At 71.1% G+C, this 16,370-nt stretch carries 11 protein-coding genes; 6 read left to right on the plus strand and 5 right to left on the minus strand.

Translation table 11 applies throughout. The features are described 5' to 3' along the window. Positions 1-1,608 (minus strand): putative metal-binding motif-containing protein (locus D7X12_RS27920; protein ID WP_147443825.1); only part of this gene is annotated, 1,608 nt, incomplete at its 3' end. 98 nt (positions 1,609-1,706) lie between these two features. After that, positions 1,707-4,112, minus strand: coding sequence for an endonuclease MutS2 (locus tag D7X12_RS27925; protein WP_120628320.1), 2,406 nt, complete (start codon positions 4,110-4,112; stop codon positions 1,707-1,709). Between the two features lie 75 nt (positions 4,113-4,187). On the opposite strand from D7X12_RS27925, the gene D7X12_RS27930 reads away from it, so the two are divergent. From D7X12_RS27930 to nadD, 5 genes are all read left to right on the plus strand, one after another. Beyond that, complete coding sequence (locus D7X12_RS27930) at positions 4,188-4,928, plus strand: tetratricopeptide repeat protein (protein ID WP_120628314.1); 741 nt, start codon at positions 4,188-4,190, stop codon at positions 4,926-4,928. Between the two features lie 81 nt (positions 4,929-5,009). Further along, the gene (locus D7X12_RS27935) at positions 5,010-6,359 is read left to right on the plus strand and encodes an adenylate/guanylate cyclase domain-containing protein (protein ID WP_120628315.1); all 1,350 of its coding nucleotides are present in this window, start codon (positions 5,010-5,012) and stop codon (positions 6,357-6,359) included. Continuing rightward, positions 6,356-7,597: an exo-beta-N-acetylmuramidase NamZ family protein gene (locus D7X12_RS27940; protein ID WP_244224823.1), complete on the plus strand. Its 1,242-nt coding sequence runs from the start codon at positions 6,356-6,358 to the stop codon at positions 7,595-7,597. The genes D7X12_RS27935 and D7X12_RS27940 overlap by 4 nt, the downstream gene beginning before the upstream one ends. Before the next feature lie 7 nt (positions 7,598-7,604). Beyond that, entirely contained in the window at positions 7,605-8,279 is a 675-nt protein-coding gene (locus D7X12_RS27945) for a hypothetical protein (protein WP_120628316.1), read from the plus strand. A gap of 10 nt (positions 8,280-8,289) precedes the next feature. Then, a complete protein-coding gene (gene nadD / locus D7X12_RS27950; RefSeq protein WP_244224824.1) occupies positions 8,290-8,862 on the plus strand; it encodes a nicotinate (nicotinamide) nucleotide adenylyltransferase in 573 nt (190 codons plus the stop codon). Here the strand turns inward: nadD and D7X12_RS27955 are convergent. Then, positions 8,859-12,050 (minus strand): hypothetical protein, encoded by a 3,192-nt coding sequence (locus D7X12_RS27955; RefSeq protein ID WP_120628318.1) that lies wholly within the window; start codon positions 12,048-12,050, stop codon positions 8,859-8,861. The two genes, nadD and D7X12_RS27955, sit on opposite strands and share 4 nt — an antisense overlap. A gap of 89 nt (positions 12,051-12,139) precedes the next feature. On the opposite strand from D7X12_RS27955, the gene D7X12_RS27960 reads away from it, so the two are divergent. Beyond that, positions 12,140-13,462: a hypothetical protein gene (locus D7X12_RS27960; RefSeq protein ID WP_120628319.1), complete on the plus strand. Its 1,323-nt coding sequence runs from the start codon at positions 12,140-12,142 to the stop codon at positions 13,460-13,462. Positions 13,463-13,558: 96 nt separating this feature from the next. Here the strand turns inward: D7X12_RS27960 and D7X12_RS27965 are convergent, their stop codons facing one another. Both D7X12_RS27965 and D7X12_RS27970 read right to left on the minus strand, forming a co-directional pair. Continuing rightward, positions 13,559-14,395 carry a Rossmann-like and DUF2520 domain-containing protein gene (locus tag D7X12_RS27965; protein WP_120628322.1) on the minus strand — a complete coding sequence of 279 codons (837 nt, stop codon included), beginning with the start codon at positions 14,393-14,395 and terminating at the stop codon, positions 13,559-13,561. Between the two features lie 89 nt (positions 14,396-14,484). Then, positions 14,485-16,370, minus strand: a 1,886-nt coding sequence (locus D7X12_RS27970) for an AAA family ATPase (RefSeq protein WP_147443826.1), incomplete at its 5' end; no start/stop codon positions are given.

Here is a 16,370-nt window from a genome sequence, read left to right on the forward strand (position 1 = left end):
GCCCCCGCCACTCGTGGAGATGACCTTCGACACGGTCAACTCGCGTGCCACCGAGATCTGGATGGCACCGCCGCCGGCTCCGCCCTTGCCTGGGATGGCGGGCGCCACGCCACCACCGTCGCCTCCCGCACACCCTCCGAGGAGAGGCTGGAGCGTGTTGGCCCGAGCCGCGCCTGCCTGGCCTTGTGCCGCACCGCTGAAGCCAAGGCCGCCTTCTGCTCCGGCGGTGCCATTGCCGCCGCCGCCGCCACCACCTCCCTCCTTGTTGCCGAACGACCCGTTCAGGGTGCTGGGCGCACAGGCCTGATTTCCGCCGGCCCCCGGCACGTCGGCGCGACCTCTGGCCAGGATGGACTGATCCAGTACCGCATCCCCATACACGGCAAGGATGACGGGACGTGAACCCTCGAGCGTCAGCGTTCCTCCCAGAACCACCGAGTTCACCGGGATGAGGACCAATGCCGGCGCCCCACCGGACTGGGGAAGGGCCCGGGCTTTGATCAGGTTCGGGTCCGTCACACTGCTCTCCGGATCCCATTTCAACGTGTCCGAGTTGAAGGTCACGGTGCCCGCGGTTCTGAGGGTCACGAGGTCCGCCGGATCGACCGCGTCCGGATCGAAGTTGCTGGGGCGGTAGGGGAATGCACTGCACACACCATCCCCCTTGCGGCACAGTCCCGCGCGCGCTCCGGAGGAAGTCAGACAGACGTCACCCACCTGGGCCGGATCTGGAGCGTAGCTGCAGCTGTTGTTGCCCGTGCATCCGCTGGTGGCCGGCAGGAAGCACTTCTGCTCCGGGCAGGGCGTGGGCGTGCCGCTGACGCAAGCCCCGCTTCCATTGCAGGTGTCCCCCACGGTGCATGCATTGGCATCGACACAGGACGTCCCCGCCTGTGCGGGCCCTTCGCTGCATGCGCCCGTGCTCTGATTGCAGACGCCGACGATGCAGCCCGCGGCCGCGCTGCACTGACGCGCGGCGCCAACACACTTCGCCTCGACGCCGCTTCCCTCGCAGCGGTCATTGTCCGTGCAGAGGTTCCCGTCGTCGCACGCCGCCTCCCGGCAGCTCGAATCCTGGCAACCTTTCAAGCCATTGCAGTTGAGGTCGACCGTTCCGCCGCACGCCTCCTCGGCGCCCGGGCGGAAGCTCGGATCATCGTCATTGCAGTCGGAGCCTTCCGCCCACTGAACGTTCACGGGCGAGCCGTCCCCGTCCTCGTCCACCGCCACCAGCGTCACGTCGTGACGGGCAAAGGCCTTGGGCGGAACCGGGATGGGCTGGCTCGCGTTGCGCTCCAGGACGGCACCGTCGCAGCGGCCCTCCTTGACGCTGGCGAGCGACGACACCGTGACGCTCAGCGCCCGCTCCCACTCCGCCTTGCGGAGCACCGCGACCAGGACCTCCTGGGTCTCGCGTTTCTGGAACTGGCTCGCCGGGATGTCCGTCGCCCCCGTGTGGCCCTTCGTGTCCTGGACCTCCACGCGCACGCAGGCGGGCTTGAAGGAGCCGTACTTCACGGACACGCGGAGCGCGCCCTCTTCCGGGGCCTTCTCGCCACAGGCACCCAGCAGCACCACGCATCCCAACAACAGGCAGAGCCGAACCATGGCGCCGCACTGTACTCAACGTTGCCCCGGCCTCCGAATGCCGCCGCGAAAGAGCAGGGGAGCGGGGCCTGACTGACCCCGGCTCCCGACCCCTCACGTCAGCCTCGCAGTGCGATCACCGTGACGCCGTCACCGCCCTCGTGGTTTTCGCCCGGGCGGAACATGCGGATGTACGGCGACGCGGCCAGGTGGTCCCGGATGGCCTGCTTGAGCGCCCCGGTGCCGTGGCCGTGGATGATGAGCGCGGCCTCCTCGCCCCGGCGCATGCCCTGGTCCAGGAACGACTGCAGCTCCGACAGCGCGTCGTCCGCGCGCATGCCCCGCACATCACAGCGGAAGTTCGTGGCCTCCACCTGCGAGGGCGCCGCGGAGGCCGCGCGCTTGAGGGCCGCCTCCCCCTTCTGGCGCTCCGGGAACTTCGCCTGCTGCGGCTTGCGGGTGCGCGAGCCGGACAGCTCCGACGTCGGCACCCGCATCTTCAGCGCGCCACCCGCGGACACCACCGCCTGGCCATCCGTCAGCTCCAAAATCTCCACGTCCCGGCCCAGGCCGGAGTGGTGCACCCACGCGCCCACCTTGAGGTTCGCGGGGCCCGGGGCCTCCACCTGGAACAGCTCCGCCTTGGCCGCCGCCGCGCGCTTCTGCGCCTCGTCCGCGCGCTGCTGCAACTGCATGCGCGCCTCCGACAGCGCCTTCTCGTTCTGCTCGGAGCGCAGCTTCGTGAGCAGGTCGCGCACCTCCTGGGCGGCATGGTCCGCCGCCGCGTGCACGTCCTCGTTGAACTGCATCATCCGGCCCTTGCGCTCGCGCTCGAAGGCGACCTTCTGCTTCTCCAGCTCCGCGCGCAGGCTCTCCGCCTCCTTCGCCGCGATGCGCGCCTTCTCCAGCTCCTCGTAGAGCTTGCGCCGGTCGTCTTCCGCCGCCGCCAGCGCCTTGGTGAGCGGACCGCCCGCGTTGAGCGACAGCTCCCGCGCGCGCTCGCACACCCGGGAAGGCAGGCCCACCCGCGCCGCCATGTCGATGGCGGAGGACTGGCCCGCGGCGCCCATCTGCAGCCGGTACGTGGGCGCCATCCGCTTGGAGTCGAAGCCCACGCGCGCATTCAGGAAGCGCGGATCCATGTGCGCCAGCGCCTTGAGCTCCTCCAGGTGCGTCGTCACGAGCGAATACGCGCCCTTGCCCAACAGCTCCTCCAGCACCGCGATGGCGATGGCCGCGCCCTCGCGCGGATCCGTGTCCGCCGCGATCTCGTCGATGAGCACCAGCGAGTTCTCACCCACCTCCGCGAGGATGTCGCGCAGCAGGGTGACGTGGGCGCTGAACGTGGACAGGCCCTGCGTCAGGTCCTGCGCGTCGCCCACCGTGGAGTGCACGGAGCGGTACAGCGGCATCCGCGACCCTTCGCCCACCGGGATGGGCAGGCCCGAGCGCAGCATCAGCGCGCACAGCCCCACGCCCGTCAGCGTCACCGTCTTGCCGCCCGCGTTGGGGCCGGACACCACCAGCGCCCGGGCACCCCCGGTGAGCGTCACGTCGTTGGAGATGACCTCCGTACCCTTGAGCACGAGGCGCGGGTGGCGCAGGCCGCGCAGGTTCAGCTCCGTCACGTCCACGAACGTGGGCGTCGTCGCGTCCAGGTCCGCGGAGAGGACGGCGATGGCCTCCAACTCGTCCAGCTCCGCCACGGCCTCCAGTCCCTCCAGGATGCGCGTGGACTCGCGGCCCACGAGCTGGCTCAGCTCCTGGAGCACCCGGCGCTCCTCCTCCGCGACCTCGGACTGCGCGATGGCCAGGTCGTTGCCCAGGCCCACCATCGCCTGGGGCTCCATGAAGAGCGTCTGCCCCGTCTGGCTGGCGTTGTGGACGATGCCGTCCACCTCCGAGCGGTAGTTGGACACCACCGGCACCACGTACCGCCCGTTGCGAAGCGTGTAGTAGTTCTCCCGCAGCTTGGGGATGAACGCCTCGTCGTGGAGCAGCTCGTCCAGCCGCGTCTTGATGCGCCGGTGCAGGCCGCGCGCGCGGTCGCGGGCTTCCTTCAGCTCCGGACTCGCGCGGTCCGAAATCTCACCGTCCGGCTCGAAGCACTGGTCGATGCGCCGGGCCATGGCCTCCAGGAAGGGCAGGCGGCGGGAGATCTCCACCAGGCGGGGGACCTTGTCCCGGCGCTCGTCCAGCGCCTCGCGTGTGCGGGCGAAGGCGAAGAGCAGCTGGGCCGCGTCGATGAGCTGGCGGGGCTCCAGGATGCCGCCCTTCTCCGCATGGCCCACGGCGGTGCGCAGGTCCGTCACGCCGCCCAGGGGCAGGGAGAACTGCTGCTGTGACAGGAAGCGGGCCTCGTCCACGAGGGCCAGCGCTTCGGTCACTTCCTCCTCGGTGTCGTGGAACGGGCGGGCAAGCACCCGCTCCCTTCCTGGTTCCGTGCGACAGCGCTGCGTCAACGCGCGGAGCACTTCCGAGAAACCAAGGTCTTCCAACGTTCTTTGGGAAATCTGCACGGTGATGGGTTTCATGCGAGGCCGGGTGTCCGTCAAGGGGAAGTGTTGAGGTGCCCCACCTGGCTCTGCTATCTGCCGGGCATGATGTGGGTTCTCGTGGCGGCGCTGCTGACGGGCGCCTCCGACGCACCGGCTCCACCGGTCCTGACAGCGCAGGCGGCCCCGGCGGCGGCGCCGAGTCCGCTGGCGGACGCCCTGGCGCTGGAGGCGGCCGGGAACGATGCGGGAGCCCTCGCCGCCCTGGAGCGACTGGCGCTCGGCCAGCCCCGGTGGGAGTTGCCCCGGCTGGAGGCGGCCCGGCTGCTGCTCAAGGCGGGGAGTGCCTCGGAGCTGGACCGGGCCCAGGCCCACCTGGATGCGGCCCAGAAGGAGGCCCCGGAGAACCCCCGCGTGTACTTCCTGCGCGGGATGCTCCTGGAGGAGCGGGGCACCACGTTCGACGCCATCCGCGCCTATGAGAAGGCCGTGGGCCTGCGGCCCTCCTATGACGACGCGCGCTTCCGGCTCGCGGGCCTGTGGGCGCGAGCGGGGGACTTCCTCAAGGCAGAGTGGCACTACCGCCCCCTGTCCAAGTCCAAGCCCGAGTGGGTCCAGGTGCGCCTCCAGCTCGCGTCGGTGCTGGAGCAGCAGGGGCGGGTGCCGGACGCGGAGAAGGAGCTCCTCGCCGCGCGCGATGCCCAGCCGACCAACCCGGGGGTATTGCGGACGCTCGCTGCCTTCTACGAGCGGACGGGCAGGCCCCAGCTCGCCGCGAAGGTGAGGGCGCAGCTCGCGGCGCCGGAAAAGCGCTCCATGCGCGCGCTCAAACCGTCGAAGCGCTGAAAGTCGACATTCGACAGCCGGGGGACGCGGCCCGGCCATGACGATTGCTTCGCGCGACGCGCTGCATACACTGCGCGCGTTTTGAAGACCGCCAACCTCGCCATCGTCTTCACCGACATCAAGGGCTTCACCGAACGCACCAGTCGGCAGACGCTGGAAGAGAACCAGCGGCTGCTCCACGTGCATGAGGCGCTGCTCGTGCCTTTGTTCAAGGCCTTCGGTGGACGCATCATCAAATCGATTGGCGATGCCTTCCTGGTCACCTTCGAGTCTCCCACGCAGGCGGTGCTGAGCGGCATCGCCATCCAGGACCGGCTGTGGCAGCACAACCGGAACCTCCTGGAGGACGAGCAGCTCCACGTGCGCGTCGCCGTCAACGTGGGCGAGGTGCGGCTGGAGGCCAACGACATCTTCGGCGAGCCGGTGAACATCGCCGCCCGGGTGGAGGGCATCACCGAAGCGGACGAGGTCTTCTTCACGGAGGCCGTGTACCTCTCCATGAACAAGGCGGAGGTGCCGTCGCAGGAGGTGGGCTCCTTCGAGCTGAAGGGCATCCCCGGGAAGATCCGCGTCTTCCGCGTACCGCGCGCGCCCTACCGGGTGGAAGCGCCGGCTCCGGGCGCCGTCGTGTTGCCGCAGGACGAGTCGTCGCAGCCGCCGTTCGGCAACCTGGCCCTGGCCCGGGTGGTGGACCCCGGCATGGACCTGGGCGCCTTCGGGCAGCGCGCGGCGGCGGGCGCGGCGCAGTTCGGGCAGGGCGCGGCGCAGCTGGGGCAGCGCGCGGCCGGAGGCGCGGCGGTGCTGGGCCAGCGGGCCTCGGTGCTGGGGCGGCAGGCGCGCACGGCGGGCGGTGCGCTCTGGTCGCGCGTGTCCCAAGCGCTGCCGGAAGGGATGGGCTCGCGCCTGGCGCTGTCACCAGCCCGGGGCAAGCGGCTCGCGGCGGTGGGCGTCCTGGCGCTCGTGTTGGGCGTGGGGGTGGTGGCCTGGGGCGGAGGGGCCACCCAGCGCGCCATCCGCGCCGTCGAGGGCACCACGGGCGCGGAGAAGGCCGCCCGCGTGAGCGAGGCGAAGCGGCTCATCCGGGAGGAACAGGACGCGGGCCGGCGTCTGTTCCTCACCGGCAGGCTGGAAGAGGCCCAGGGAGACGTGGACGAGTCCCTGGGGGCCTACGCGCACGCGGTGCGCAAGGGCAACGACGACGCGGCTTCCCGGATCGTCTCCCTGCTGGGACACGAGCAGTGCGCGGTGCGCTCGGCGGCGGCGGACACCGCGGGCAGCCTGCGGCTGGAGGCCGCGCGGGGGGAGCTGGAGGACCTGGCCGAGGATGGGGGCAAGGACGACGACAAGGAGTCGGGCGGCCTCTTCAGCTTCGGCTCGTGTGATTCGAAGAAGGCCGCAGCGAGCGCGCTCAAGCGCCTGCCCGCGAAATGATCTCCCGCGACCACGCGAACCGCGTGCGGCGGGACGAGGCGATGACCGTGACGAAGGTGAAGACGGGACTGGATGTGTGGGCCGCGCAGGGCTTCTTGGCGCTCAAGGGCAAGCGCGTGGGCGCCATCGTGAACCCCACGAGCGTGGACTCGCGCTTCCGCCACCTGGCGGACCTGCTGGCGGGCACGCCCGGCGTGACGCTGGCGGCGCTCTTCGGCCCGGAGCACGGCATCCGCGGCGAGGCCCAGTACATGGTGGCGGTGGACGAGGCGCGCGACCGGCGCACGAACGTCCCCGTGCACAGCCTCTATGGCTCCACCTTCGAGTCGCTCTCCCCGCGCCCGGAGTGGCTCAAGGGCCTGGACGCGCTGGTGTTCGACATCCAGGACGTGGGCAGCCGCTACTACACCTACGTCTACACCATGGCCCTGGCGATGAAGGCCGCCGCCCACGCGCGCGTGCCCTTCTACGTGTTGGACCGGCCCAACCCGCTGGATGGGGTGACGCTGGAGGGCAACCTCGTGGGCGACCGCTTCCGCTCCTTCGTGGGCCTGTACGCGCTGCCCAACCGCCACGGCATGACGGCGGGGGAGCTGGCGCGGCTGTTCAACTCGCAGGAGGGCTTCGGCTGCGACTTGACGGTGGTGCCGTGCGAGGGCTGGACGCGCGACATGTACTGGAGCGACACCGGGCTGCCGTTCCTGCCGCCGTCGCCCAACATGCCCACCGCGGACACCGCGCTCGTGTACCCGGGCATGTGCCTGGGCGAGGGCACCAACGTGTCGGAGGGGCGCGGCACCTGCCGCCCGTTCGAACAGTTCGGCGCGCCGTGGGTGGACACCGACGCGCTGCTCGCGCGGCTCGACAAGGAGCGCCTGCCCGGCGTGGCCTTCCGCCCGGTGGGCTTCACCCCCACGTTCGACAAGTACAAGGGCGAGTCGTGCAGCGGGGCGTTCATCCACGTCACGGACCGGCACGCCTTCCAGCCGCTGCGCACGGGCATCGCCATCTTCCAGGCGCTGCACGACATTGGCCCGGAGCACTTCGACTGGCGGGCGGACGCGTACGAGTTCGTGGAGGACGTGCCCGCGTTCGACCTGCTGTGCGGCACCGACCAGGTGCGTCGCGGCATCGAGGAGGGGTGGAGTCTGGACCGGATGCTGGAAGGCTTCGCCCTGCAGACGGAGGCCTTCCGGAAGCACCGGGAGCCCGCCCTGCTGTACGCTCCGGGACGGTGAGTTCCCCGTGATTGGCGTCTTCTGCGATACGCATGGCGACCTGGGGGCCTTCGACGCGGCCTATGAGCTGCTGCGGGCCAAGGGCGCGCGGCGCTTCCTCTTCGTCGGGGCGCGCTACACGGACCTGGATGAATGGGTGCTGTGGCGCCGGCAGAAGAGCCGGGGCGGGCGCGAGTACTCCGACGCGGACTTCCTCGCGGACGTGACGCAGTGGCTGGTGTCGCCGCAGGAGGGCAAGCCGCGCACGCCCGCGTCCCGTGAGGCGCCGGCGGACCTGGCGTCGGAGGATGACCGGCGGCTGGTGATGGAGCGCTTCGTGCGCGTGCCGGAGCGCGAGTCGCTGGCGTACCGCGACCCCACCGTGGCCAACAAGGTCATGGACCTGGTGGGGGACACGCTCTGCTGCGTGGTGCACGACAAGAACGACCTGGTGAAGGACGACCTGCTCAACGCTCAGGTGTTCATCCACGGCAAGGAGGCGGAGCCCAAGGTGGTGCAGATTGGCCCGCGCTACTTCGTGACGCCGGGGCGGCTGGTGGGCGCGGCGGAGCAGACGTGCGGCTTGTTGGAGAAGGCGGAGCGCAACCTGAGCTTCTCCGCGTTCCGGTTGGATGGGCACCTCGTGCTGCCGCCGCAGGTGCTCCAGGTCGATTCGCGCTCGACGAAGCTCACCGTCAAATAAGAGGCCCGCCGTGAAGGTCGCGCTGCTCGGAGGCTCGTTCAACCCGCCGCACGTGGGCCACCTGATGGCGGCCACCTACGTCCATGCGACGCAGGGCGTGGAGGCCGTCTGGCTGATGCCCACGTTCCACCATCCGTTCGGCAAGCAGCTGGAGTCCTTCGAAGCGCGCGTGCGCATGTGCGAAGCGCTCTGCCGGGAGACCTCCGGCTGGCTCCAGACGAGCCTGGTGGAGCGCGAGGTGGGCGGCGGCGGGCGCACGGTGGACACGCTGGCGTTCCTGGTGGAGCGCCACCCGGACATCCAGTTCTCGTTGATCATCGGCAGCGACATCCTGCGAGATTTGCCGAACTGGAAGGACTTCGACCGCATCCAGAAGATGGCGCACGTGCTGGTGCTCTACCGCGCGGGCTACCCGGCGCCGGACACGGTGGGCCCCCCGCTGGCGGAGGTGTCCTCCACGCAGGTGCGCGAGCTGCTGGCGCGCGGGCAGGAGCCGGCGGAGCTGGTGCCGTCCGGCGTGCTCGCGGTGGCCCGCGAGGCGGGCCTGTTCGGGCTGGGCGCCCCGCGCGCCCGGGCGGACTAGAAGGTCATGCCGACGAGGTGCAGGTCGCCGAAGCGCTCATCGAAGCGGCGCGCGTACTGGTAGAAGAACGCGAGCGCATAGGCCTGCCCCACGGTGAGCCGCAGCGTGGCGGAGCCGCCCACCGCGCCGTGGTTGTTCCGGTTGTCCGTGCGCGCGAGCGAACCGAAGCCCTCCACCTCGAACTGGCTGACGAACAGGGACGGCAGGAGCCACAGCGTGGAGGCCCAGCCGTAGTCGATGATGAAGCGGTAGCGGTAGCGCGCGTTGGCGATGAGCACGCTGCGAGCGCGGAAGGTGTGGTCCTCGTAGCCGCGCAGGTACTCGCTGAAGGCCAGGCCCGGCTGGAGCTGGAGCGGCAGGGGGGCCTGATCCGTGCTGTCGCGGTTGGTGAAGAAGACCTCGCCCGGGAGGATGCCGCCCACCTCCAGGAGTCCGTCAGGGGCGCCGGGCAGGTAGCGGCCCACGGCGGAGAGCTGGAAGTTGTCCTTGCCGGTGAAGGGCAGGCCGCCCAGGTAGCCGTCCACCTCCAGGCGCACGTCGCCCACGGTGGAGTCGCGCGTGAAGGCCTTCGGGAACACGCCCGCGCTCAGCGACAGGCCCAGGCCCCGCTGCGTGCCGCCATAGGACGTGCCCTCGCCGGCGAAGTAGGACGCGCCGACCTCCGGACCGATGAGGCGCGTGATGAGCTGGGGACGGCGGTCGGTGGCGTCGAAGCGCCGATCCAGCGCGAGCACCCCGAACGTCACCGGCGTCGTCCAGAACGTGCGCGACGCGAACAGCGTGCCCTGCAGGTCGGTGCGGTCCGTCTCCCGGATGCGTGACGCGGAGGCCTGGATGTAGAAGGGTGACAGCTGCGCGTTGCCGTACGCGAAGGAGAGACTGGGCTGCTCCTCTTGCGTGTCGTACGTCAGCATCAGCGAATACGCGTGGAAGCCCAGCCGGTCCTGCCCGGCCAGCGCCACCCCCGCGACGAAGTAGGGGTCCTCGCCGTCGATGTTGCTGGGGACCGTGTAGAAGTACGGCACCCGGTAGTTCGGGACGAAGAAGCCCTCCAGCGTGGAGTAGGGCGCGTCCGACAGCACGGTGACATCGCGGCCCACGACGACGGGCGGCACCACGGGGCCGTTCACGTCGCTGGCGGGATCCGTCGGCGGAGGCGGCGGCGTCACCGGAGCGTCCGCCGTGGGCGCGTCCGCGGGGGCCTGCGCGAGCGCTTCCGGCGTGCCACCGTCCGAGGACACGGGCTGGCCGGGGAAGCTGACGAAGCCTTCCGGATCACCGGCCGCGCCCGGGGCCGGCGTCGTCGCGACCGGATCCCCTGCCGGGGTGGGGGAGGAGGCCGCACCCGGTGCATCCACGCCCGGCTCGGCGGGGGCCGCGTTCGCCGTCGCGGCGGGAGGCTCGGACATCGCCTGCAGCTCGGCCAGGGCCTGGGTGAGGGGCGCGCTGTCCACGCTGAAGTTCGTGCCGTCGCGGTTGAGGAACACCACGGAGTCCTCGCCCACGGGCGCCACGTCCATCGTCAGGTGGGGCGCGTCGGTGACGCGGGCGATCCTCCGGGTGGACACGGTCATCACGTGGACCTGGAGCCGGCCCTCGTGCTCGCGCAGGAACGCGAGGTGATCCGCGTCCAGCCACCGCGGTGAATAGTTGAAGAGGCCGTCGCGCGTGAGCCAGCGCAGCGACCCGTCCGGCTCGCGCAGCACCAGGTCCCAGCCCTCTACGCCGGACATGGGGAACACCTGGCGCTGGCCCTCGGGCGACGTCGCGGGGGGCCCCAGGGCCGTATGGGCCTTGAAGTCCGTCAGCCGCTCGCGCCGTCCGGACTCCAGGTCCAGCCGCACGAGGTTCGCCGCGTCGCCGCGCACCTCCACGAACACGTAGCTCTTGCCGTCCTCGCTGATGTCGCCGCCCATGCCCTCCAGCCCGTCCCACATCCGCACGACGTCGCCGGTGCGCGCGTCCACCCGCCACAGCTTCGCGGTGTAGCTGCCCAGCTGATCCACGTCCGCGCTGACCAGGTACAGCCAGGCGCCATCGCGGCTGAAGGTCATGCCGCTGGCGAGCGAGGGGCTGGCCAGCACCCACTTCCGCCCCGGGAGCAGCTGCACCAGCGACCGGCTGAAGCGCTCGCGACCGTCGCGCTCGTGCACGGACAGGCGGGTGATCTGCTCACGGCCCACGCTCAGGAGCGCGGTGCTGCCGTCCTTCGGGTTCCCGGCGAGCCGGGAGAAGTAGCCCGCATCCGGCACGCGGACCTGCTGCGTGGCGGGGCGCTCGCGCACCTGGAGGCCCTGCTGGAGGCTCTCCTCGTATTCGCTGAACAGCGAGCCGATGTCCTTGCCGTACACGCGCTTGAACCGCAGCGTCACGGCAATGGGCGGGATGATGGAGTTGCCCTGCTCCTCCACCAGCTTCCAGAGCTGCTTCTCGCCATACTTCTTCGCGAGGTACTCCACGAAGTGCATGCCGCTCAGGTAGTTGCCGCCGAACGGATCCAACGCGCGGTGCTCCGGGGACAGGTAGCCTGCGTTGAGCTCCCCGCGCCGGGCCTGCACCGCGCCCTCCCACCAGCCGCGCCACACCGGGCTGTGGGGACGGCCCGTGTCCTTGCCCAGCCGCCCCTCGTAGTAGGTGGCCAGTCCCTCCAGGAACCAGGACTCGGTGAAGATGTTGGGCTGGAAGAGGCCGCCGCTCAGCACGTTGAGCGTGTTCCACAGGCCGCCCACCTGCTGCATCTGCACGTAGTGGACGGCCTCGTGACAGGCCACGTCGCCGATGTCCGTCTCACCCAGCCCCAGCAGGTTGAACTGCTCCAGCGTCATGTGCTGGGGCAGCACCATCTGCTGCGGCGTGCTCGCGAACTCTGACTGGACGTAGGCGTTGTTGAAGTCCGCGCTCGTCAGGTAGACGAGCACCCGTTTGCGCTCGGCGCGGCTCCAGGCGTCGTCGCGGAGGCGGTCCACGCAGCCTTCCATCCGGGCGGCCACGCGCAGGGCCGTGGCGCGCAGCTGGGCCGGGTAGTACAGCTCCAGCGAGCGCGTCGTCAGCTTGTGCATGTCGTCCCGCGCGAAGGACGCCTGGACGTTCTGCGGGAAACGGGGTGCGACGAAAGCACACCCGGAAGTCAGCAGGAGGAGGCAGGCAAGAAGGGCGGGCTGGCGGGCAGACCCGCTGGAAGCTGACATGGCGGGCATCCTAGCGGCCACAAATCGTGGCCACGAACGCGTTTTTCACGGTAAGGGAACGCGGTCGCTTCTCTCACAGGAACCTTCTCATGTCCGAACCGGCCGAGCCGCAGGCGCTTCCCGTTCCGCAGCATGTCCACAACGCGCAGCTCCAGCTCTCCGCGGCGCTGGAGAAGGCCGAAGGCAAGCCGGTTGACCTGATGAAGGCGCCGTGGGCGGACGTGGAGCAGGCGGTCATCAAGCTCCTGGGCGGCAAGTTCGAGCCGAACCGGCCCGAGCACCAGGCCGCGGCGTTGGGAATGGCGGGCGGCTTCGCCATGCGCCTCATCTCCGAGCACCAGGCCTTCTGGTTCCCCAACCGGGACTCCCCGGAGGGGGCCTCGCTGGGCTTCCCCCAGGCCATCATCATGCTGTCCCCGTTCGGGGCGGTGATGGACGCGCTGACGCAGGCGAAGTTGACGCGCCTGGACGACCTGGCCAGCGACATCCGCCGCTCGCTGGGCCAGGTGCGCTTCGGCACCAACCCGGGGCAGGCCCTGGGCACCCAGCAGCAGACGCTGGCGCCCACGGACTACCAGCGCCTGTTCGACCCGGGCTTCCTCCAGTTCATCGTGGTGGACTCGGCCAAGGCGAAGCAGACGCTGGAGGCGAAGACGGACGTGCTGGCGCGCGACGTGCGTGACGCGCTGGGCCGCACCCAGCCGCCGCTGCCGCCGGAAGCGCGCCAGCAGTTCGAGGGGCAGATCGTCACCTCGCTGCAGCGCATGGAAGTGGGCAAGACGCTGGCGGACCAGGCCGAGCGCGCCCCCCGGCTCGCGGAGCTGATGACGCACCTGGTGGCCACGGTGGGTGGCACGGGCTCCGCGCCGGAGGAGTTCTGGCACGACGTGGTGCTGCCGCTGCTCTTCATCGGCACGCCCGCGAACTTCCCGCCGCTGGACGAGGACGAGCTGGCGGCGTTCAAGCAGGGCGCGGATCCGCTGGCGCTCTTCGTGGACGTGGTGCCGCACGCGCACCCCGCGCCGGACGAGGGCCTGCTGGGCGCGTTCGACATGTCGGAGATCGGCCTCGTGCACCCGGCCTTCCAGAAGGTCGGCGCGCTGCGGCTGATCCGCATCAACCCGGACCGGCTGAAGCCGCTGCTGGACAAGTACGACCCGAACGCGACCATGGACGCGGTGCAGCGCTTCACGGCGCACGTGTCGAAGGCCGCGGGTCAGCCGGCCGCGGAGTCCGCGCAGGGCAAGGAGATGCTCCAGGCCGCGCTCACGCTGCTGGCGGACCTGAAGCGCTCCATGACGGCATCGGGCGACGTCTGCCTGCGCCGCCTCACCGAGGCCGAGGCCGCGTCCGAGCAGGCCCTGGCCATCGTGCGCCGCGCCCTCCAGAGCCCGCGCATCATCCTCACGTAGTCCGGGGGTAGGGGCGCGCGTCCGGGTGGCTTTCCGGGACGCGCGCCGTCGGGTGCTACCGCTCCGGGCCCATTCAAGGGCTGGAGCGGGGCCGCTTCACTTCTTCGCGAGCACGTCTTGCAGTGCGGTGTGGACGTCCGGACGCAGCCGGTCCGAGGCCAGTCGCAGCGCCCGCCGTGAGAGCTGTGCGTAGAGCGGCGCGATGTCTTCGGGCAGTGCCGCCAGGTGCGCCGCGACGACGCCCGCGTCTCCTCGGACGATGGGGCCGGTGAGCCCCCCCGAGAGGCCGCGCGCCTCCACGCCGCGCAGTGCCGAGCGCATCAACGGAAGCAGGGCCTTGAGCGCGGCCTCCGGTTCGATGCCCGCCGCGCCGAGCGCGCCCACCGCCGCGTCCGCCAGTGCCACCAGTCCTCCGGCGCTCAGCACCGCGCCCGCGTGGTAGGCGGCCCGGTGTGTCTCCGGTACGTCGAACACGGCGAAGCCCACGTCCTCCGCCATGCGCTGGAGCAGGGCGCGCAGGGCAGGGGAGCGCGTGCTGATGGCCGCCGTGTGACCCACCAGGGAGTCCCGCGCAGAGGAGACGGCACAGAGCGGATGGAACGAACCCACCGCGCGGCCCCGCTGCGTCGTCAGCGCGGAGAGGGGCAGTGCCCCGGCGGTGTGTACCAGCGCCACCGTGCGGGGCAGCTCCTTCGACAGTGCCTGGGACACGGTGGGCACGGCTGCATCCGGGACGCACAGCACGCAGACGCGCGCCTTCTTCAAGTCCGTCAGGGTCGCGGGCTTCAGTCCCAGTGTCCGGGTGCGCTCGCGGCCCGCATCGTCGCGAGAGTAGACGCGCACGGGCCAGCGCTTCGCCTGGAGCGCCAGCGCAAGGGCGCCACCCAGCCGCCCTGCACCGACGATGACGACCGGGACACGCTTTGCCTTCACCACCGGGCGGCGTATCGCGCGAACCGGAGCGCTCCCGCGTGCGCCATCCGGCGCAGGCGATGAACCGCGCCGAGCTAAGCTGCGCACCGTCAGGCGGCGTCCCGCGCGAACTGGAGCTGTCCCGCCTTCACCGCCACGCGCACGCGGTCACCCGCGCCGAACTCACCCGCGAGGATGCGCTCCGCGAGCGGACCTTCCACCAGCCGCTGCACCACCTGGCGCATCGGCCGTGCCCCGAGCAGCGGATCGAAGCCGCCCGACTTGAGCAGGTGACCCACCACGTCCGCGCCCGCCGTGTAGACGATGCCGCGCTCCGTCGCGAGCCGCTTGCTGCTCTCCGCCAGGATGAGCGTGGCGATCTTCGCCACCTCCAGCTCCACCAGCGGCCGGAACGGGAGCCGCTCGTCGATGCGGTTCCACAACTCCGGAGGCAGCGCCTTGCGCGCCGTGTCCGCCGCCAGGTCCAGCGCGTTGCCCGCCGCCGCGTCCGCCGCGCCGAAGCCCACCGCGCGACCCGTGCGCGAGAACGCCTCCGCGCCCAGGTTCGTCGTCATCACGATGACCGTGTTGGAGAAGTCGATGTGCCGGCCCTTGCCGTCCGTCAGCCGGCCCTCCTCCAGCACCTGGAGCAGCAGCATCTGCACCTCGCGGTGCGCCTTCTCGATCTCATCCAGCACCACCACCGACGACGGCCGCCGACGCACGGGCTCCGTGAGCTGCCCGCCCTCGCCGAAGCCCACGTAGCCCGCCGGCGAACCGATGAGCCGCGACACGCCGTGGGACTCGGACATCTCGCTCATGTCCAGCCGCACCAGCGCGTCCCGGTTGCCGAACAGCACCTCCGCCAGCGCCCGCGCCATCTCCGTCTTGCCCACGCCCGTGGGGCCCAGGAAGAGGAAGCTGCCCATGGGACGGCGCGACGCGAAGCCCGCGTAGTTGCGCCGGATGACCCGCGCGATGCGCCCCACCGCCTCCGCATGGCCGATGACGCGCTGGGACAGGTCGTCCTCCAGCCGCAGCAGGCGCGCCGAGTCGTTCATCAACAGGCGCTCTTCCGGCACGCCCGCGAGCTTCGCCACCACCCGCGCCACGTCCGCCGCGTCCACCGTGTGCTTGCCCTCGCGGTGGCAGCGGCTGCCCGCCAGGTCCACCACGCTGATGGCCTTGTCCGGCATGAACCGGTCCGTCACATACCGGCTCGCCAGCGACGCGGCCGCCACCAGCGCCTCCGGCAGGTAGCGCAGCCCGTGGTGGTCCTCGTAACGGCCGATGATGCCCTGGAGGATCTCCACCGTCTCCGGCACCGACGGCTCGTTGACCGTCACCGACGTGAAGCGCCGCTCCAGCGCCGGGTCCGCCGCGATGAACTTGCGGTACTCGTCGTGCGTCGTCGCGCCGATGCAGGGGAACTCGCCGCGCGCCATCGCCGTCTTCAGCTCGTTGGCCGCGTCCTGCGGACCCTCGCCCGTGGAGCCCGCGCCCACCAGCGTGTGGATCTCGTCGATGAACACCACCACGCGCCCCTCGCCCCGCCGCACCTCTTCCTTCAGGGCGTTGAGCTTCTCGGAGAACGAGCCGCGCAGCTGCGTGCCGGCCACGAGCGTGGCCATGTCCAGCTCGATGAGGATCTTCTCCGCCAGCGTGCCCCGCAGGCCCAGCAGGCGCTGCGCCACGCCCTCCACCACCGCCGTCTTGCCCACACCCGGCTCACCCAGCAGGCACGGGTTGTTCGTGCGGCGCTTGCCCAGGATGTCGATGACCTCCTCGACCTCCCGCGCGCGGCCCACCACCGGGTCCAGCTTCCCCTCGCGGGCCGCCTGGCTCAGGTTGCGCCCCATCGACGTGAGCATCGGGAACGCCTTCGCATCCAGCGTCAGGGCCCCGCCCTTCGCCTGCGCCTGCCCCTGCCCGGAGACCGGCGGCGTGGGACGGGCCACGGGCGCGGGGGGCGGCGCCATGGACGGCGGCGGCGTCG

The organism is Corallococcus sicarius (assembly GCF_003611735.1).
In the GTDB taxonomy this organism is placed as follows: Bacteria; Myxococcota; Myxococcia; order Myxococcales; family Myxococcaceae; genus Corallococcus; species Corallococcus sicarius.